Annotated in this window: 20 protein-coding genes; 10 read left to right on the top strand and 10 right to left on the bottom strand. The window is 64.4% G+C overall.

Annotated elements, in window-relative coordinates; all coding sequences use genetic code 11:
- Positions 1-31: 31 nt before the first annotated feature.
- Together NJU76_RS24420 and NJU76_RS24415 are read right to left on the bottom strand one after the other, a co-directional pair.
- Positions 32-520, bottom strand: a complete 489-nt coding sequence (locus tag NJU76_RS24420; RefSeq protein WP_254533022.1) for a DUF3237 domain-containing protein — start codon at positions 518-520, stop codon at positions 32-34.
- 349 nt (positions 521-869) lie between these two features.
- Positions 870-2,357, bottom strand: coding sequence for a DUF3179 domain-containing (seleno)protein (locus NJU76_RS24415; RefSeq protein ID WP_254533021.1), 1,488 nt, complete (start codon positions 2,355-2,357; stop codon positions 870-872).
- A 388-nt stretch (positions 2,358-2,745) separates the two neighbouring features.
- On the opposite strand from NJU76_RS24415, the gene NJU76_RS24410 reads away from it, so the two are divergent.
- A complete protein-coding gene (locus tag NJU76_RS24410) occupies positions 2,746-3,513 on the top strand; it encodes an IclR family transcriptional regulator (RefSeq protein WP_254533020.1) in 768 nt (255 codons plus the stop codon).
- A gap of 30 nt (positions 3,514-3,543) precedes the next feature.
- Here NJU76_RS24410 and NJU76_RS24405 read toward each other — a convergent pair whose 3' ends face one another.
- Entirely contained in the window at positions 3,544-4,401 is an 858-nt protein-coding gene (locus NJU76_RS24405) for a UbiA prenyltransferase family protein (protein WP_254533019.1), read from the bottom strand.
- A 162-nt stretch (positions 4,402-4,563) separates the two neighbouring features.
- Here NJU76_RS24405 and NJU76_RS24400 point away from each other — a divergent pair, with 162 nt between their 5' ends.
- The 5 genes from NJU76_RS24400 to NJU76_RS24380 all read left to right on the top strand — a co-directional run bounded on the left by NJU76_RS24400 (position 4,564) and on the right by NJU76_RS24380 (position 9,042).
- Positions 4,564-6,111: a class I adenylate-forming enzyme family protein gene (locus tag NJU76_RS24400; protein ID WP_254533018.1), complete on the top strand. Its 1,548-nt coding sequence runs from the start codon at positions 4,564-4,566 to the stop codon at positions 6,109-6,111.
- A gap of 76 nt (positions 6,112-6,187) precedes the next feature.
- Complete coding sequence (locus tag NJU76_RS24395; protein WP_254533016.1) at positions 6,188-6,688, top strand: MBL fold metallo-hydrolase; 501 nt, start codon at positions 6,188-6,190, stop codon at positions 6,686-6,688.
- On the top strand, positions 6,585-6,809 hold the full coding sequence (locus NJU76_RS24390) for a hypothetical protein (RefSeq protein ID WP_254533953.1): 225 nt from the start codon (positions 6,585-6,587) through the stop codon (positions 6,807-6,809). Before NJU76_RS24395 ends, NJU76_RS24390 begins: the two co-directional genes overlap by 104 nt.
- 131 nt (positions 6,810-6,940) lie before the next feature.
- Entirely contained in the window at positions 6,941-8,317 is a 1,377-nt protein-coding gene (locus tag NJU76_RS24385; protein ID WP_254533015.1) for a CoA-binding protein, read from the top strand.
- Positions 8,314-9,042: an acetate--CoA ligase family protein gene (locus tag NJU76_RS24380; protein WP_254533014.1), complete on the top strand. Its 729-nt coding sequence runs from the start codon at positions 8,314-8,316 to the stop codon at positions 9,040-9,042. The genes NJU76_RS24385 and NJU76_RS24380 overlap by 4 nt, the downstream gene beginning before the upstream one ends.
- A 136-nt stretch (positions 9,043-9,178) precedes the next feature.
- Here NJU76_RS24380 and NJU76_RS24375 read toward each other — a convergent pair whose 3' ends face one another.
- Positions 9,179-10,057 carry a fumarylacetoacetate hydrolase family protein gene (locus tag NJU76_RS24375; RefSeq protein WP_254533013.1) on the bottom strand — a complete coding sequence of 293 codons (879 nt, stop codon included), beginning with the start codon at positions 10,055-10,057 and terminating at the stop codon, positions 9,179-9,181.
- 177 nt (positions 10,058-10,234) lie between these two features.
- On the opposite strand from NJU76_RS24375, the gene NJU76_RS24370 reads away from it, so the two are divergent.
- Positions 10,235-11,311: a cupin domain-containing protein gene (locus NJU76_RS24370; protein ID WP_254533012.1), complete on the top strand. Its 1,077-nt coding sequence runs from the start codon at positions 10,235-10,237 to the stop codon at positions 11,309-11,311.
- Positions 11,312-11,416: 105 nt separating this feature from the next.
- Positions 11,417-11,602: a hypothetical protein gene (locus tag NJU76_RS24365; RefSeq protein WP_254533011.1), complete on the top strand. Its 186-nt coding sequence runs from the start codon at positions 11,417-11,419 to the stop codon at positions 11,600-11,602.
- Between the two features lie 66 nt (positions 11,603-11,668).
- On the opposite strand, the gene NJU76_RS24360 is transcribed toward NJU76_RS24365, so the two are convergent.
- The 3 genes from NJU76_RS24360 to NJU76_RS24350 all read right to left on the bottom strand — a co-directional run bounded on the left by NJU76_RS24360 (position 11,669) and on the right by NJU76_RS24350 (position 13,982).
- Positions 11,669-11,935 carry a hypothetical protein gene (locus tag NJU76_RS24360; RefSeq protein WP_254533010.1) on the bottom strand — a complete coding sequence of 89 codons (267 nt, stop codon included), beginning with the start codon at positions 11,933-11,935 and terminating at the stop codon, positions 11,669-11,671.
- 131 nt (positions 11,936-12,066) lie between these two features.
- Complete coding sequence (locus NJU76_RS24355) at positions 12,067-13,551, bottom strand: aldehyde dehydrogenase family protein (RefSeq protein WP_254533009.1); 1,485 nt, start codon at positions 13,549-13,551, stop codon at positions 12,067-12,069.
- Between the two features lie 272 nt (positions 13,552-13,823).
- A complete protein-coding gene (locus NJU76_RS24350; protein WP_254533008.1) occupies positions 13,824-13,982 on the bottom strand; it encodes a hypothetical protein in 159 nt (52 codons plus the stop codon).
- Between the two features lie 402 nt (positions 13,983-14,384).
- On the opposite strand from NJU76_RS24350, the gene NJU76_RS24345 reads away from it, so the two are divergent.
- Positions 14,385-14,708 carry a hypothetical protein gene (locus tag NJU76_RS24345; RefSeq protein ID WP_254533939.1) on the top strand — a complete coding sequence of 108 codons (324 nt, stop codon included), beginning with the start codon at positions 14,385-14,387 and terminating at the stop codon, positions 14,706-14,708.
- A 194-nt stretch (positions 14,709-14,902) separates the two neighbouring features.
- Here NJU76_RS24345 and NJU76_RS24340 read toward each other — a convergent pair whose 3' ends face one another.
- Positions 14,903-16,138: an FAD-dependent monooxygenase gene (locus tag NJU76_RS24340; RefSeq protein ID WP_254533007.1), complete on the bottom strand. Its 1,236-nt coding sequence runs from the start codon at positions 16,136-16,138 to the stop codon at positions 14,903-14,905.
- Positions 16,139-16,266: 128 nt separating this feature from the next.
- Between NJU76_RS24340 and NJU76_RS24335 the strand changes: the two genes are divergently transcribed.
- Positions 16,267-16,971: an ABC transporter ATP-binding protein gene (locus NJU76_RS24335; protein WP_254533006.1), complete on the top strand. Its 705-nt coding sequence runs from the start codon at positions 16,267-16,269 to the stop codon at positions 16,969-16,971.
- A 124-nt stretch (positions 16,972-17,095) separates the two neighbouring features.
- Here the strand turns inward: NJU76_RS24335 and NJU76_RS24330 are convergent, their stop codons facing one another.
- Positions 17,096-18,130, bottom strand: a complete 1,035-nt coding sequence (locus tag NJU76_RS24330; RefSeq protein ID WP_254533005.1) for a branched-chain amino acid ABC transporter permease — start codon at positions 18,128-18,130, stop codon at positions 17,096-17,098.
- Positions 18,130-19,011: a branched-chain amino acid ABC transporter permease gene (locus NJU76_RS24325; RefSeq protein ID WP_254533004.1), complete on the bottom strand. Its 882-nt coding sequence runs from the start codon at positions 19,009-19,011 to the stop codon at positions 18,130-18,132. Before NJU76_RS24325 ends, NJU76_RS24330 begins: the two co-directional genes overlap by 1 nt.
- Between the last annotated feature and the right edge of the window lie 25 nt (positions 19,012-19,036).

Below are 19,036 nucleotides of genomic sequence, written 5' to 3'. Positions count from 1 at the left end.
GGTAAGGGGGATCGGGCGAACTGATCGGCGGTTAGTCGATCCGATACACCGCCAGCTTCACGCCGTACGGCCGACGGATCCCCGACGCGACGAAGACGCTCCGCTCGAGCCATTTCAGGTCTGGGTCGGCCGTTTCGAACTCGGGGACTGATCGGAAGTAGATGTCCTCTGAGTCGACTGGCTTCCCGTCGCGGAGGCGTTCTTTCGTCTCCGGCGAGGCGACGCGAATCCCGCGGTTCTCGACGTAGACGAGAGAGCCCGCATCGGTCTCGACGGCGTACTTTGCAACCAGTTCTGTCGCCCGATTCTCGCGGAACAGCTGGTAGTCGGCGCCGGCGTCGAGGACCTCGCCGTCGATCCGGCCGGATACTGTGCCGCCGGTGATGGGGATGATGCGCCGCCGGCCGTCGCCGATGTCGCCGATATCGATCGGATCGTCAACCTCGACATCCAGTTCGAGCACGCGCTCCGGTTCGATCGCGAGCGGATCAGCCTCGTGTGGATTGGTATCTCCACCCATGGAATCTCCCTTGGAGCGGTTCGGTAAATAGTTGGCGTCGGGGTTGGTCGCTGGGAGCCGACCTCTCTCCGTCCGTCGCCGGTCGGCCGCGAACGCTGGATCGCGCGTCTCTGTCCACCTAAACGCGTAGTAGGGTGGGCGGATATTCGAATTCAAATGGCGATCCTGTGTGTGGTGGACGACGACGAGGTCGCCGAATCGGTGCTGACGACTGCCGACGACCTGGCGGCTGCCTAAAACGACGACCTCGTCGTCCCCCACGTGGTGACCGAGGAACGGTTCGAAGCCTGGGCCGCTGACCGGCCAGAGTACTACGTCGACCGGGCCTCGTGGGGTAGCCGCGGCGCGTTCAGTTAGCGTCCGAGCCGATCTCAACGGTCTCGTACTGGGACCGGAACGCGAAGAAAAGGCCGTGACGGCCGGGGATCCGCGGCAGCTCTCGACCGTCCTCCCTGACGAGCACTTTGGGCTCGAGCCGCCAGCTGTTGCCCTCCGCGTCGACGAGGGTCTCACCGTCGCGCTCGAGCGACGCCGGCGGTGCCTCGTAGACGGCCACGTCGTCTGTCGCATCCCGGACCACGACCGCCTCTCGGCCGTCGACCTCGTCGGTCCAGACGCCCTCTCTCGGCACTTCCTCGACGGGGTAGACGCGGACGGTTTCCCCGTCGTCGCTCGTCACGCCGTAGACGGCAGTCTTCTCGGGCAGGTCCCCCTCGGCCGTCCGCAGGCCCGGCTGGATCGCGCTCTCGTCGTTCCAATAGTAGCGGAAGAACCCGATGTTATCCTCGTAGTGGCGGTAGTCGAAGTCGTACCCTGTGTGGATGTCGAGCGCGAGCGAGTCGGGGTGAGTCTCGCGCCACTCGTCCCACGTCGTCTGCGAGACCGGTTCGACTTCGAGTTGCACGCCCTCCTCGAGGTACTCGCCGGCGATCGGGACGCCCCGGTGCTGACTCCAGAGGCTCTCAGTCTCCTCATCAAACATGATCTTGTTCCCGGCCAGCAACATCCCGGTGCTCCCGAACGTCAGCGTCTGGTCGCCGACGCGACGATTGTAGAGAATGGGCGCGTTACAGAGCGTGCAGTAGGTAAGCGAGAGCGGGACCCCCTTAAGGGTGACGTTCGCCAGCTCGTGGGGGAACAGCACCCACTGCGGGACGGCATAGGCGACGTTATTGACGATGAAGCCGAAGACGACATCCTCGGATTTGAGGTACCGTTCGACGTCGTCGCGCGCGCCGGTGTGGGCGCCGTTCGCGACACCGCTTTCGTCTCCGCCCTCACCTTCGCCATCGAATGCCGTGACGGCGTCGCCCGGGACGAACGCCGGCTCGTTACACGCCGCCAGGAATGACGGGTCGCAGTTCCCCCAGCGGACGTCCTGCAGATCGAACGTCCGGGGCTCGGCGTCAAGCAACCGACCCACCGGCGGCAGGTACGACCGGTAGAGTTGCAGCTTCCACTCGTCGAATCCCTCGAGCGGTTCGATCTCCTCCTGGGAGTACCAGCTCTCCCATTCGACCCAGGCGTACGGTGAGTCGTAATCCGGCTCAGCGATCGTCCCCAGCGCAGCCAGTGCACCGGGCCAACGAGCTTCAGGAAGCTCGAGGTACCGCGGCGGACTGTGGTCGCGCAGGACCTCAGGGAAGCCGAAGCGGTCCCAGTTCGAACCGATCTCGTGGATCATCAGCACCTCGATCAGGTGCGGAACGACGCGTCGGTCGCCGAGGTTCGCGAGCCATTCGATGGCTCGCGCGTGCGCAGCGGCGTCGCGGACGAGGAGATCGTCAACGAGCGATTTCATAGTCTCTTCGGCGCCCGGACTCGAGGCAGATACCATGTGCGTGGATTGGTGGCCCGACCCAAAAAGATAGCAGGCTTCGGAGACGCCGATCGGTCAACCGGATGCAGAACACTCGTCTGTAACCGGTCGACCCGCCGGACTCCAGTATGTGAACGACTGGTTTGACAACCATAAGCAAACTTCGTTCGCTGTCGTGAAACACATCGATCCGCGGCAGATCGCCAAATCGTGTCGGATAAACAACTATAACGCAGAAGCTTTACACTCATACATCTGTATAGCACCGGTGGGTCAACCGCACTGTTCCCACTCCCCGGCGGCCGACAGTGCGTTTCATCAGAGCGAACGTCGCCGTTTTCTTCTCGTTAGGTCGACATGAATCATAGGGAATGGATTATATTCCCGGTCTCCGTAGCGGATGCTTATGGAAGGAGACGAAACGAATGGACGTTCCATCAAATCGAACGAAACGCTGTTCTCTATCGTCGAATCCCTGCGGGAGACGGGCGGCGCCGGCGTGACGGAACTCGCGAACCGGCTCAATCTCGCTAAGAGTACGGTCCACAAGCACCTCGTCAGCCTCGAGCGCCACAAGTACGTCGTCAACGAGGACGGCCGCTACCGACTCGGCCTGCAGTTTTTTAACGTAGGCGTCTCCGTCCGGAACGAACACGAGGTCTACCACGCAGCGAAAGAACGGATCGACCAACTGGCCTTTGACGTAGACGAGACCGTCTGGCTCATCGTTCCTGAGAACGGCATGGGGATGTTCGTCTACGGGGTCCCGCGAAACGAGTCGTTTTCCTTCGATTCGACGATCGGGAACTGGGTCCCACTCCACGCCAACTCGGCGGGCAAGGCGATCCTGGCCCACCTGCCCGAACGCGAGGTGCGGGACTTCGTCGATCGGCACGGGCTCCCGGCGCGAACCGAGAACACGATCACCGACCGGAAGACGCTGTTCGACGAACTCGAGCGGGTTCGAGAGCGGGGGTACGCGGTGAACTTCCAGGAGGATCTGCGCGGGCTGCACGCCCTGGCGACGCCGACCATTCGGGACGGGAGGCCGGTCGCGGCGGTGGCAATCGCCGGCGCCGCGAACCGGGTCACCGAAGAACGGATCGAAAGGGAGCTCTCCGAACCGTTGCTCGAGGCGGTCGACGACATCGAACTCCGCCTCGTTTACGGCTAGCCGGCAGTTCGAACGGAGATTGCGGTCGGATCAGGGGAGCAGGCCGGGGCGGAGCGCGAAAAACAGCGCGGCGGCGAAGAGGTACGTCGAGCCAATGAACAGGGAGACGGCGCGGTCGGTCGCGAGCCCGCCCATGACGCAGGCGACCGCGGCGCCGAGGGGAAAGACGCCCGCGAGTGCGGCTTGAGGCGGGAGGATCCCCAGCGCGCTCGAGAAGATGAGCAGGGCGACGGCGGCGACTACAAACGCCCAGGCGACGGGGCGGGCGGCGTCAGGGCCGACGACAACTGGAATCGTCCGCTTCGGGACGCGCCGGTCGTGGTCGTAGTCGAGTAGGTCGAGCAGGACGTTGATCCCCGCAAGCAGCGGGAGGAAGACGGCGGCGATCGCGATCACCTGCGCCGACAGCGCGCCGGTCTGAGTCGCGTAGCCGCCAGCGATCGCGAGGGAAATCCCGAGCGGATAGTCGAGGACGCCGGTGGCGGGGGCAGCGTCGAGGTGGGGCGCATGGAGGAGGCCGAGGACAACGAGTGGCGCGGTGAGCGCCGCCGGGACGGTGCCGGTAGTCGCCCAGAGAAACGCGACGCAGCTGACGAACGTGGCGCTCGAGACGCCGATAGCAGCCCGGATCTCGGTTGGCGAGAGGGGGTTGTCGAGGTCCTCCTCCCTGACATAGTAGTCGACGTAGCCGTCCTTGAGGTGAGCCACGTAGATGGCGAGTCCGATAGCGAGGCCGTGGACGGCCGCCGTCGAGACCGTTACATCGCCGGCGAGGAGGGCGCCGAAAAACGACATCGCGACGCCCGGTAGGAAGAACACCAGCTGGACGTGCGCGGCGAGCCCACGGGTCGTCCTCCGAAGCCGTGATCGGCGCGATCGTTCGTGCACGCTCGCCCGTATGGAGTCGAGAAGCATAATTGATCCCGTTCGGCGGCGCCTCGGGTCGGATTCGATCCCCGGAATCGCTTAGCAACGACACCCATCAAACGACGGGCCATCATAATAATTAATACCTTCGGTAGCCGGTCACACACATAGGCGACCACACCGATGAAGTACATTGATACGTTCGAGCGAACCGTCCGGTGTTACTCGTCGAAGACGGCGCTCGTGACCGACGATGGGCGATCGATGACGTACGGGGAACTAGACGACCGAACGACCCAACTCACGAACGCGCTGAACGAGCGTGCGCCGGATCGACGCATCGCGACGCTCGCGCTCACCGGATCGATGGCCGTCGAGGCCATGCTCGCGAGCCAAAAGCGGGGGATTGGTAACGTCCAGTTGCCGTTCCGCGACAGCCCCAGCACCCTCGCGGCGATGCTCGAGCCAACGGAGGCGGCGGTACTGCTGTTCGACGACGCGAACGCCGAGAAGGCCCTCGAGGTGCTCGATCGGACGGCGATCGAGACGGGGATCCACGCGGGCGTGGAGGCGATCGACCGGGAGAACGTCGAGGACTACGAGAACGTGATCGCGGGCGCGTCAATGGAGCCGGTCGAACCCGATCCGGCGTCCGAGCACGGTGTCTTCTACACGAGCGGGACCACGAGCACGCCGAAGGGGGTGCTGTTCGACCAGGAACAGATGTGGTACGGCGCCATGCAGGTCGTCATGGAGATGTCCATCGAGGAGACGGACACCGCGCTCGTCACGACGCCCTGGTACCACATGGTGACGACCGACGCGTGGATCCTCCCGCACCTCATGGCCGGCGCCACGATGGTCGTCCAGTCGGACTTCGACCCTGACAAGGCGCTCCGTCTCGTCGAGGAGTACGACGTGACGGGGATGCTCGCGGTCCCGACACAACTGCACGTGCTGGCCGACGCGCAGGCGGAATCGGGCTACAACATCGACACCCTCTCATACATCCGAACAGGCGGTTCGATCGTGACCGAATCACTCGTGGAGAATGCCTCCGAGTATCTGACCGACGGCGTGTACAACACCTACGGGCTGACTGAGGGCGGTCCGAACCTCACTTTCGCCCACCCGTCGGTGCAGGACGAACACACTGGGACGATCGGCAAGGAGTCGTTCACGTGGGAACTTCGCGTCGTCGAGGCCGCCGATCCCGACGAGGATCCCGATCCGACGGCGACAGTCGAACCGGGCGAAATTGGCGAGATCATCGCCAGCAGTCCTGGAATGAGCACCAGCTACCTGGACCATCCCGAGGAGAGCGAGCGGACATACGTCGACAGCTGGCTCCGAACGGGCGACTGCGCCGAGGTCGACGAGGACGGCTACCTCTACATCGTCGGTCGGATCGACAACATGATCGTCAGCGGCGGCGAGAACGTCTACCCCGAAGAGGTCGAGGACATCCTCGAGGGCCACGAGGCGGTCGAGGAGGCCGTTGTGATCGGCCTCGAGGACGAGCAGTGGGGCCACCGCGTGGCGAGCGTGCTCTGCACCGACGGATCGGCGGAGGTTGACGTCGACGAACTCGACCGATTCTGCAAGGAGCACGACAACCTGGCCAACTTCAAGCGACCGCGAGAGTACGCGGTGACGGACGAATCGCTCCCGCGAACCGACACAGGGACCATCGAGCGGGCAACGGTCCACGAGGAATTCTTCGGGACGTAGGCGACCGCACGGCCGCCGGAGACCGGACGCGGGTCGCCACTCGTTATATACCATCTCGCGGCATACGGGTACGCTGATGTACGTCGAACGACTGCCCGAAGTCTACGACGTCACCCTGCAAGACGACGGATCGGCCCGCTACCGCGCATTCCTCTTCGACGCCGACGTCCCGACGCTCGTCGACACGGGGTTACCGAACACGACAGTCGTCCTCTTCGAGGCGCCCGAGCACCTCGGCGTCGACCCCGAGCGCATCGTGATCACCCATGGCGGCAGCGACCACGTCGGAGGGATCGAGGCCGTGGTCAAGCAGTACAACGTCGATACCTTCGTCCCAAGGGAACGGACGTCGACGACGCGCTCGTCGACCAGCGGGTCTCGGACGGCGACGAGGTCGGGGTGTTCGAGGCTGTCCACAGCCTTGGCACACGCCTCAACATCACGCCCTGATCGACGAGACGAACGACCGCGCCGTGCTCGGGGACGCCGTCTTTGGTTCCGACGCGCGCGGCCTGCCAGAGGGCTACTTCGTTCTCCCGACGGCCGTCTACTCCGAGGACCTGACTCGTGCCGATGAGAGCCTCGAACGCCTCCTCAACTACGGGTTCGAGGCGGGGCTGGTCTCCTACGGCTCGTCGGTGCTTTCGGGGGCGCGGGACAAACTCGAGGCATTCGTCGAGTTCGCGGGGAAACCCTGATCAGGGAGCGAGCCGTCAGTTCGGCCCGTTTGCAATCCCCTTCCGAGGAGCGGTCGGAACGCGCCATGGGGCGCCCGAGGGCGAGATCGGTGGGGGAAAACGTTTTGCCCCACTGATTCGACACCGTTCGTATGGCCGTGACGAGCCTATTCGACCCGAGCGGAATCGCCGTGGTGGGGGCCTCGGAGACACCCGGAAAGATTGGTTACGAAGCGATGCGCAACGCCGTCGAGTTCGACGGGCCGGTGTACCCGGTCAACCCGTCGGCGTCGGGGACCGTGTTCGACCGGGAGTTCGTGTCCTCCGTGACCGACATCGACGACGCCGTCGACCTCGCGCTGCTGTGCGTGCCGGCGCCGGTCGTCCCGGACGTCGTCGAGGAGTGCGGTGCGGCGGGGATCGGCGGCGCAGTCATCTTCGCCGGCGGCTTCGCCGAGGCGGGCAAGGAGGGCAAGCGGTTGCAGCGGCGACTGATCGAGGCCGCGACCGAGGGTGGCGTCCACCTGCTGGGGCCGAACACGAGCGGCTTCCTGCTTCCCTCGGAGAAACTCTACGCGACGTTCGCGACCGATGTCGAGGCGATCCCTGCAGGGAACTTGGTGGTCGTCGCCCAGAGCGGTGGCCTCGCCTACTCCCTCGCGTTCCGCGCGGAGAATGAGGGGGTCGGCGTTTCGGCAATGGTCGGCCTGGGCAACCGCGCCAACGTCGGCTTCCAAGAGGCGATCGAACACTTCGACGCGGACGACCGGACCGACGCCATCCTGCTGCACATCGAGGGGACGGACCACGCACGCGGCCTCCTCGAGACCTGCCACGCGACAGAGACGCCGGTGGTCGCCTACAACGTCGGCGAGCAGGACGTGGGCGACTTCGCCGAGTCCCACACGGGCGCGCTAACCGGGCGGTACGAACTGTACGAGGCCGGCTTCGCCCAGTACGGCGTCCCGACGGTTCGCTCGGTCCAGGAACTGCTCGACGCGGGGAAGTCGCTGTCGTCGTGCCCGCGCCCCGACGGGCCGAACGTCGGCGTCGTTACCGCCCAGGCGGGGCCGGGGATCGCCATCACCGACCGCCTGAAAGCCGCCGGGGCGGAGCTTCCGATGCTCACGGACGAGACCCGGGAGACCGTCGAGGAGATCCTCCCCGGAATGACTTACTCGGCAAACCCGGTCGACACCGGGCGGCCGATGCCTGAGTTCGGCGACGTCGTCGCGGCCGTCGCGCGCGACGAGAACGTGGATATCGTCATGGTCTACGAGCTGTACGAGCGTGCGCTCGGGTACCCGACGGGGACCCTTGAGGGCCTTGTCGACGAGGTCGACAAGCCTATTGTCTTCGCCAGCGGCGGCCCCGACGCGGCGCTGCAGAACGAACTCGCGGACCTTGAGGCACTGAGAATTCCGGTCTACCGGACGCCCGAGCGCGGCGCCGACGCCGTCGCGGCCCTCGTGCGGTACGCGCTGCGAAACGCCGAACCGGACGTCGTGGCAGAGAAGGTGAGCCGATGACTAGAATAGACGGTTCGATCGAAGCAGCGCTCGCCGACGGCCGCTCCGCGCTCACCGAGTCCGAGGCGAAGCGACTGGTCGCCGACCGCGGCGTTGCCATCCCTGAGGGTGAAACGATCGACTCGCCGGACGAGGCCGTCGAGGCTGCAGAACGGATCGGCTACCCCGTCGTCGCAAAGGTCGCCTCGTCAGCAGTCCACCACAAGAGCGAGTGGGCCGACGGCGCCGGAGTGGTAGTCGGCCTCGAGGACGCGGGGTCGGTCAGGACGGCCGCCGAGCAGATCTTCGAAGCGGCCGACGAGCGGGACCTCAAGGCAACGGTCCTCATCGAGGAGGGCGTCGACCTCGAGGCTGGACTCGAGGTGATCGTCGGCGGTACGCGCGACCCGTCGTTCGGCCCGACCGTCGTCGTCGGCCTCGGCGGGATTGCCGTCGAGGTACTCCGAGATGTGAGCCACCGGATCGCGCCGATCTCGATCGCCGAGGCCGTCGAGATGACCCGTGAACTTGAAGCGTCGCCGCTATTCGACGACTACCGCGGCGCCCCGGCGGTCGACCGGGCCGCCGTTGCCGAGGCGGTCGTCGCGGTCGGCGATCTGCTGGTCGAGCACGAGGAAATCGGCGAACTCGAGGTCAACCCGCTGCTGGCGCGGTCGGACGACGCGGTGGCACTCGACGCGCTCGTGACGCTCGAGTCGAATGACGTAGCAGACGCGAAGAACTGACGGTGCCGCCGTCACGGCGAACCGGAAACGGAGGTTCGATTTTCCCTCGTGGAACCGAACTCAAACGATCGGATCTCTCTGTCTACGACCTGAAAAACGGATAGCGGTAACTGCAGCGGCGGTGCGACGAGTTCGGTCAGTCGTCCTGCTGGCTCTTCTCGACGTGGATATCTTCGAACGCGAGGTCGCGTTCGGTGACCTCTACCATCATCGAGCCGACATTCTCAATTTCAGCGTCGATCGTGTCCCCACTGGTGATCGCGCTGACGCCCTCGGGTGTTCCAGTCGTGATGATGTCGCCCGCTTCGATCGTCATCCCGATCGAAGCGTACTCGACGATATCGGCGCAGCTGTAGATCATGTCGCCCGTGTTCTCCTGCTGGCGGGTCTCACCATTGAGCTTGAGCTCCATCTCGAGGTTGTGCGGGTCGCCGACCTCATCGGGAGTGACGATGCGCGGGCCGATGATGGTGAACGTGTCGTAGGACTTGCGGTTTGAGCGGTCCTGATCCCCCCGGACGGAGACGTCGAGGAGAATGGTGTAGCCGAGGATCGCGTCCCATACGCTGTCGCTCTGAACATCCTTTACCTCCTCGCCCATCACAAAGGCAAGTTCGATCTCGTGGTCGACGCGGCGGTCATTGAAGGGGAGTTTGATGCCGTCCTCGGGGCCAGCGACGCTCGAAGGCGCCTTGAGGAAGTAGCCCTTGTCCTCGATCGTGAACCACTCCTCGGTGACGATGTCCTTGTCGGCGATGGCTTCCCGAACGTGGTTCTCGTAGTTCAGTGGCGCGGCGATGACCTTTCCGGGCCGGCGGACGGGCGACTCGACGCGTACCTCTTCAAGGTCGTAGTCGGGATCCTCGTCCGCGAACTCGCTGGCGTCGAGGCCCTCCTTCGCGTACTCCTTGAGCGGGTCGTTCGTCTCGAGGCCGAGGCGATCAGTGACGTCGATGACGCCATCGTCGTCGGTGAGCAAGCCCAGTCGGTCGTTATTGAACCTGACGAATTGCATGATAGGCTCACTGTCACACGGGCACATAAATAATTCCTTCTCGATCAGTGACGAATCAGTCGGATTGACCGGCGAACTGTGCGGCGATTGGATGGAATGATCGAGTCCGCTTCGATCGCTCACGGGGCGTTCGATGGCCCCCACACACTTATGGTACCGTTTGACAAATACGCAACTATGGCACAGCAAGAGCCAGAGGAACTTCTAGAATTGAGTTCCGATACGCGGAGTATCCTCGAGCAGAACGACCTCTGCCCACTCTGGGAAGTCGAACAGGACATGGGCAACCTCCTCGACAACCTCGAGCCAAACATCTGGAAGTGGGAGGATATCAAGGCCGCCATCGACGGCATCGAGGAGGATGTCCCGATCGCCGACCTCCCACCAGGGTTCCAGCGGCGGGTTGCCGTCCCGATCAACGCCCAGAACGCGATCTCGAACACGATCTACGTGGGCATCCAGACGGTCTCGCCCGGTGAGACCGCGCCGTCGCACCGTCATGCCGCCAGTGCCCTCCGGTTCACCATCGACGGGCACGAGGAGATGAAGACGGTCGTCGCCGGCGAGGAGTTCCCGATGAAGGACAACGACCTCATCACGACGCCTCAGTGGGAGTGGCACGATCACGTCAACGACTCAGACAAGACGGCCGCGTGGCTTGACGTCCTCGACCTACCGCTGTTCCTCGACACGCTGAACAACACCCACGTCTTCGAGAACCACGAACTCGAGCGCCAGCCGGTCACGAAGACCCAGGGCTACTGGGCCTCCCAGTACGGTCGCGGTCGCCCCGTCAACGAGGAGGACGACGGTTCCATCCCCGGCCCGTTCCAGGGGAACAAGGAGCCGACGCCGCCGTACCGCTTCGACTGGGACGAGATGCTTGAGTCGCTCCGCCAGTACGCCGACAACGACGACCCGGACCCCTACGACGGGTTCAGCCTCACATACGTCAATCCGGCCACGGCCGAGCCGCCGCTGTTCCCGACCATGTCGTTCCGGGCCCAACTCTTGCAGGAGGCGACGGACGCTCACTTCCACAACTCGACGGAGGTCTACTTCGTCATCGGAGGCGAAGGCGTGACCCACGTCGACGACGAGGCCCTCGAGTGGGACAAGTGGGACATCTTCGTGGTACCACCGGACGCGCCACACCACCACGAACCCGACGACGAGGCGATCCTGCTGGGCATGACCGACGAGCCAATTCTCCGGTCGATGAACTTCTACGCCGAGGCCGAGGCCTCCGAGTAACGAGTATCTGACCTTGCTCGATCGAGGGTCGAGGACGCCCATCTCGTCCTGCGGGAGCCGACGACTGGGCAATACTCTTATAGATCGTCGCCATAGGATTCGCGTATGGCCGAGTTCGACAACCCTTACGTCGACGAGGACCCATTTGTCCGAGCGCACTTTGACTGCCTAGACTGCGGCGGAAAGCTCTGGGAGTACGCGATCGCGCGCCAGATGGTCTGCGAGGACTGCCGCACCGCCTTCCCTGCAAAGGAGATCTTCGAAGCCAGCGTCGAATCGACCGCCAACTGAGCCACTAGCCGGGGCGCGATAGCGCCGTGGGACTCGTTCATCCGTCATCCGTTTTCATCCGGGTAGTCATAGGAATCGAGCGGTCCGCTCGAGGTCATAGCCGTCTGCCACGGACTCGAAGGTGCCGGCGATTGCATCGACCGTCCACCCACCTTCGTGGACGCCGGTTCGGACCTGCCTCGGCTCTGAGAGGGTGCCGATCTCGTCACCCGCCGCCGTCACCGTCACGCCCGTGACGCCGGCCGACTCGTCGCCCAGCAGGTACACCGCGGCGGGGTGATGACGGGTACCCGTCTCTTCCGTAACCGCCGGTCGATCGAGTTCGACGCGCATACCCCGATTCGCCGGCACGAATAATTAGGATTCGGGGTCGAGCCGGGGGCCGGGTCGGAGTACTCGAGGTGAAATCGGACGCAAAAAATCGGCGATCGTCGCGAGCGGGCGGGCCGCTTGAGCCCTCAGCCTCAGAACGGATACTCGCGCGGCTCGCGCTGGAGCGAGATCCACTTCGTCTCGGTTATCTCGCGGAGGAACTCCTCGGTGTTGTAGCCGCCCATTCCGGAGGCGCCGGTGCCGCTGAACGGGACGTGCGCCTCGTCGTTGATGGGCTGGTCGCCGACGTGGACCATCCCGGTCTCCATCTGCTCGGCGATCGACAGTCCGGTCTCGAGATCGCCCGAGTGGACCGATCCGGAGAGCCCGAACTCCGTGTCGTTGGCGATCTCGATCGCCTCGTCGACGTCGGAGAACGGAATCACCGGCGCGATGGGGCCGAAGTGCTCGTTACACGCCGCCGCCATATCGTTCGTGCAGTCGGAGAGCACCGTCGGCTCGACGACCAGCGAGTCGTCGACACCCTTGAGGTCGACCGTTCCGCCGCCGGTCTCGAGCGTCGCGCCGGCGTCGATCGTCTCCTGGACGTACTCAAGCATGTCGTCGCGCTGGTGCTCGTCGATCACGGGGCCGATGTGGACCTCGTCGTGGGCGCTCCCGGCGAAGAGCGACTCGGCCCGATCGACTAGGTGGGCGACGTATTCGTCGTAGACGTCCTCGTGGACGAGGTGCCGGTTGATCGAGATGCACACCTGCCCCTGGTGGACGAACGAACCGAACACGGCCCCGTCGACGGCGCGCTCGAGGTCGGTGTCGGCGGTGACGACGTGGGTGTTGTTGCCGCCCAGTTCCATCGCGGGCGTCGCGAGATTCTTGGCAGCCGCGGCGGCGACGCGGCGACCGACTTCCGTCGAGCCGGTGAACGCCACCACGTCGCTCTCGGGGTGGCTCGCCACGCGGTCGCCGATCTCCGAACCGCGCCCGGTGACGACGTTCAGGACGCCGTCGGGGAGATCGGTCTCCTCGAGCAGTTTGGCGAACAGCAGGCCGCCGCTGATCGGGGTGTTCGTCGCCGGCTTGAGCACGACTGCGTTGCCGGCGGCGATGGCGGGCAGCACCGCCCGCCCCGAGAGGTTCAGCGGGAAGTTCCACGGCGAGATAACCGTGACGACGCCCTTCGGTTCGCGCTTCACGACGTGTTCCTTGCCAGGGATGTTGGAGGATGCGTGTTCACCTTTCATCCGTCGCGGCAGCGTCGCGGCCTCAGCCGCTTGATCGGTTGTGAGCTGGTGGGACGTGTGGCCGTATCCGGCGTTCCCGCCGGCCTCGTAGGTGAGCAGTTCGATGATCTCCTCCTCGTACTCCTGCAGCGCCTGGATGAACTGCTGTACGACCTCCTGGCGGGCTGCGGGCGGCTGGTGCTTCCACTCGGCCTGCGCCTCGGCCGCTGCCTCGTAGGCGGCGTCGACATCCGACTCGGTGGCCGCAGGAACCTCCGCGAACACCTCCCGCGTCGAGGGATCCTCAACCGGCAATACGTCACCGTCCGCCTCGACCCACTCCCCATCGATGTATAGCGCGTTCCAGTCCGCCGTCGGCGAGATTGCGTCTAGCATATTCGAACGAACGTTTTACCTCCTCCTACAAAGACATGTGGTAACACGTGGGTCACCACCTGTCGCTTCGACCCAACTCGGCGGTCCACCCCGAACCGATAGTCCGACCGAGGCTAGGCTCCCCGTCAGGCGTCGCTCGCTCCGTCGGTACCGTCTCCACAGACGAAGACAGGGCGATCGACCGAGAGGATCGCGCTTTGGGTGACGCTCCCGAATAGGGCCTTTCCGGCCGGCAGCCGCTTCCGGCCGGCAAGGCAGATGAGATCGCAGTCCTATTCGGCCGCGTGTCGCGGAATCTCTTTCGTCGGGTCGCGGCTGCGTTCGTCCAGCTGATACTCGAGGCCGTGCTCGGCCAGCCGTTCCTCGACGAACTTCGCCGACCCCAGTTCGTAAACCAAGTTACCCGCCAGATTGTCGGTGAATACGTGCAATGCCCGGACAAACATCGAGTCCGCTTCGACCGATATCTCCGCGATCGCTCAAGCTAGGCCTCGCGCTCCGCGCGCTCGAGCGGCGGCAGCCCTATCGTCACCGTTCTCCACCGCGTCGTACATCTTGAGCAGTTCCTCGTGTGCCTCTGGACGGTACAGTTGGATCAACACGGCTCCCCGTGACGTCGACGAACCACGGACACCGGGCCAGACACAGGTCAGTCTCCTCGCACACCGAACTGTCCAACGCGCCGCAGGCCGTCGTCGTCATTCCGTTTCGACGCTATGCCCGCCGGCCCCGAGAACGTGGTCCCGAACGCGTTCGCCTCGACCGCCGTCGACGGACCCGGTCTGCGTCCGCGGATGAGGTGGATTTACATGGTATCGACGACGAGTGGGACCATGGCACTCGAAACGGACCTCGAAGCGATCGCAGCGCAGCGTGAGGTGCTCCCGGACGCGGAGGACGTCTTTGACGTCGACGAATCGATCCCGATCACCGAGGTCTTCAACACGGAGTTCATCCAGGATCACACCGAGTTCGAGTCGTTCGACGAGATGGTCGCGGCCAGCCCGAGCGACGCCGATTCGGCCGCCGACCTCAAGAAGATCACCCACGGCGAGTGGGACGAGTTCGTCACTGAGACGACCGATTTCACCGACGAGGAGGAGTTCGTTTTTGCCGCACGAGATCACTGGGTCGCGAAAAAACTGGACCTGTACTGACGCCCGTTTCGGCCGATCGGTCTAGACCGGTCCCAGCGACTATTCTCGACGCGCGTCTCGCTCACGCCGGGTTTCGAGCGCGGCGCTTGACGTCGACTCTCGAGTGAAACGTCCCCTCCTCGTCCTCGGAATCGAGTCCGTCAAAATGTGAACGCGATCGGGAATTTGGATCGATCGTTCGTCGTCGTTTGGCCTCAGTAGTTGCCAGTCGAGACGATCGGCGGGGTGCCGTGGGGACCGTACGGCGCGTCGTCGAGCCACTCACCCGCGGTCTCGAAGGAGTCGGCTATCTCGGCGGCGACCTCCTTTCGTAGCACGGTCACGGGATCGTCGCCCTGAAGGTACTCGAGGGCTTCGCCCGCGGCGCCAATGTTGTACTCAGCGGCAATCTCACGCCGAGCAGCGAACAGTTCAACCTCGTCGCGGGCGACCGCCTCGGTCTTCGCGTCGATAGCGACCGCGATGGCCGAGGCTGCCTCGTCCGCGTCGGCCACGCCGGAGTTCATTCCTCGGGCGCCAAAGGGGGCCAGCAAGTGAGCCGCCTCGCCGGCGAGCAACACGCGGCGGTGCTCGTCGACGAATGAGTCGGCTTTCACCTGGAGGAACCGGTAGGTCGACACCCACTTCACGTCGTTCTCGTACTCCTCGCCCATGATGTCGCGGACGAACTCCCGCATCCGCTCATCGCTGCTAAGTTCCTCCGGATCGTCGTCCTCGTAACACTGGATGTCGAGGCGCCAGCCGCCGGTGAACGGAACGAGCAGCACGTTCCGGCCTCCGGCCTCCGGCGCGTCGTAGTGGAACATTCGCTCGAGGTCGTGGTGATTGTCATCGATTTCCTCGTCCTCGACGTCGGCGATGATGAAGTGGTTCGCGGACTGGTCGCCCTCGAAGTTGGCGCCGATCTCCTTGCGGACGGTCGAGCCGCCACCGTCGGCGCCGATCAGGTACTCACACGCCCACTCTCGGCCGTCCGCGGTCTCGACGCGCACCCCGTCGGGGGACGAATCGACGCCCTTGACCTCAGACTCCCAGTGGATCTCGATCCCGGCCTCGTCCAGCGCCGCGAGCATGTATTGCTCGGTCACGACCTGGGGAACGCTCGTAAAGTGGGGGATGTCTCCTAAGCCGCCGGGTGAGTCATACGTCCGGTTGAACACCTCCTTGCCCCGGAACAGGGTTCTCCGGGTCGGCCAGATCAGCCCCTCATCGACGAGGTCGGTGCCGAGTCCCGGATGGATCCGCTCGAGTGTCCGGAGCGTCGAGCCATGGATGTAGATGGCGCGGCTTCCTGACCGATCCCGGTCTTTGGGTTCGGCCTCGAGGATCGTCGTGTCGACGCCCCGCGCGTTCAGTGCTAGTGCTGCCGTCATGCCGACCGGTCCGGCACCAGCTATCAGTACTGATGCCCCCGTCGTATCACCGCTCATGCGATGTGACAATGCAGTACGTTCTCATAGTAGTTGTGATCCGCCAGTCGGTGAAGTGTCGTGCGCGCCTTCCGTCGCAGTCACGGAGGCAGCTTTTTATTCCTGTACTGAGAGACTCACGACATACAATGACACTACTCGAAGTAGACTCCATTAACGTTGCGTATGGCAACGTTCAGGTGATCTGGGACGTGAGTTTCGAGGTGGCGGAGGGCGAAACGGTCGCGCTGCTCGGCGCCAACGGCGCGGGGAAGACGACGATCCTCAAGACGATCTGCGGGCCGCTCTCGCCCCGATCGGGAGAGGTTCGCTACCAGGGAGAGTCGATTGGCGACTTCAATCAGGACGAGGTCGTCCCGAAGGGAATCGTCAATGTCCCCGAGGGTCGCGAGATTTTCACGGCGAGCACCGTCGAGGAGAACCTGCGACTGGGCGCGTACACGAACCCCGAGGGGGAGGACGAGCGCTTCCCGTTCGTGTACGACCTCTTCCCCAGACTCGCGGAGCGCAAGGACCAGCGGGCGGGGACCCTCTCGGGCGGCGAGCAACAGATGCTCGCCATCGGTCGGGGGCTGATGAGCGATCCTGATCTCATTTTGCTCGACGAAGCGAGTCTCGGCCTCGCGCCAGTGCTCGTCGACGATGTCTTCGAAGCGATCGAGGAGATCACGAACCGAGGAACGACGGTCCTCATCGTCGAACAGGACGTCAACAACGCGCTTCGGATCGCCGACAGAGGCTACGTCCTCGAGTCGGGCCGGATCTCGATGGCGGGCGACAGCGACGAACTCGCATCGAACGACGAGCTCACGGCAACGTACCTCGGCGGCTGATCGGTCGAAGTCGACGGCGCACCGACCTCCTTTTCGCGTACTTCGTACCGGTCGTTGGATCGGCGCCTTGAGCGACGTATCGGACGGAACAGAGAACGGTCGGAGGGTTCGAAGAGGACGTTCCTCAGTCGGTCGCCGATTCGTCGGGGGCGGGAACGCTCCCGCTCGGGGGTTCACCCTCCGACGTTTCGGCGACGCGATCGGTGATGATGCCGTAGAGCCCCTTCGGCATGTAGATCATGAAGAGGATGATCAGCAGGCCCTCGATCGCCGTCGCGTAGCCGCTGGCCACCTCGCTGAGTATCCAGTCCAGTCCGACGAACAGTCCAGCCCCCAGAATCGGTCCGGTGATCGTCCCCATACCGCCGAGGACGACGACTACGAGTGCTTCGACCATCCAGTGGAGGCCGAGCACGTCCGCGGGATTGAGGTACCCTGTGTACTGGGCGTAGAGTCCGCCAGCCATCCCGGCCATGCCCGATGCGATGCCGAACGCGATCAGCTTGTACTTGAGGGGATCGATCCCAAGACTGCTGGCCGCTGTCTCGTCGTCATGGATCGCTCGCATCGCCAGTCCCCACCGACTCGTGACGACGTAGTAGGAGACGACCACCGTCACGACCGTCACAGCCAGGGTGAGGAGGAATAGCAGCTGGTACTCGTAGTTTGAGTCAACGAAGTAGCCACTCGAACCCCCGGAGATGCTTCGTTCGTTTGATAAGATCAGCTCGATGATCGCGGCGAGCGCGAGCGTCCCGATGGCGAAGTAGTGACCGGTCAGGCGGAAGATGACCGGGCCGATGACGAGCGCGAGGAGGCCCGCGGCGAGCGCGCCGCCGAGGAGGGCGACGACGACTGGCGACTGGATCGACTCGGGGAAGCCGGCTCGCGTCGGCGTCGTCAGCCAGGCAGAGACGTACGCGCCGAAGCCGAAGAACGCCGCGTGGCCGAGGGAGATCTGGCCGGCGTAGCCGCCGATGATGTCCCACGAGACGCCGAGAATCACGAAGATGAGCACGCTGAAGAAGACCTGGGTGAGCCACCGCTCGGTGATGAACGGCATCGCCGCGAACGCTAATACGGCGACAATCGCAATCACCGCCCGGCGGCGGTCGCCGAGTATCGCCCGGACGAAGCTCCCACGTTCGGAGCCAACCATCACTTCTCACCTCCCGAGGTGCCGAACAGTCCCTGGGGTCGTAGCAAGAGGACAATGAGGAAGATGCTGAAGCTGATCAGATCCCGGTAGCCACCACCGATGACGAGCGCCCCGACGTTCTCCGAGACCCCGAGTAGCAACCCGCCGACGAGCGTCCCGATGACGCTCCCCACGCCGCCGAGAACGACCACAGCGAACGCCTTCAGCAGGTACGACCAGCCCGCGTACGGCGTAAATGGGAAGAGGATGGACAGCAGCGCGCCGGCCGCGCCCGCCAGCGCCGTCCCAAGCCCGAGCGTGACGATGTAGATCTTCTTAGTGTCGATACCCATGTACTGAGCCGCGTCAACGTTCTGCGCAGTCGCTCGGATCGCGAGTCCCGTCTTTGTGTACCTGAGGAACGCCCAGATTCCGACGATCAGGGTGACCGAGACGACGAACGTGACGACCCGCGAGAACGACAGTGTGGCGGGACCCACCGGGATGCTCGAGCCGGAGATGCCAATGCTGGCTCGCTGGGGTTCGCTGCCGAGGACGATCCGTCCGACGCTCTCAAGGACGAGGGCGAGTCCGAAGAGGACGATGATCGGCTGTTCCATCCCCTTGTCGACCACGCGCTCCAGCAAGACGCGCTGGAGGAACACCCCGAACGCGAACAGCAGTCCGGCCGCGAGGAGCATGCCCACAAGCGGTGTGATCCCAGTGGCGGCGAACAACAGGATCGCGACGTACGCGCCGACCATGAGCATGTGGCCGTGGGCGAGGTTGACGACGTCCATAATGCCGAACACGAGCGAGAGGCCGAGCGCGGCGACGGCGTAGATCCCTCCGATGAGGAGTCCGTTTAGCAGCGATTCGAACGCGAGTTCTGGTGAAACCATGTGTAGGAGGTGGTGAAAGTGGGTC

Origin of the sequence: Natrinema gelatinilyticum (genome assembly GCF_024266705.1) — an archaeon.
Taxonomy (GTDB): domain Archaea; phylum Halobacteriota; class Halobacteria; order Halobacteriales; family Natrialbaceae; genus Natrinema; species Natrinema gelatinilyticum.
Note: the sequence above shows the minus strand (reverse complement) of the source record. Positions and strands in the feature narration are given on the sequence as shown.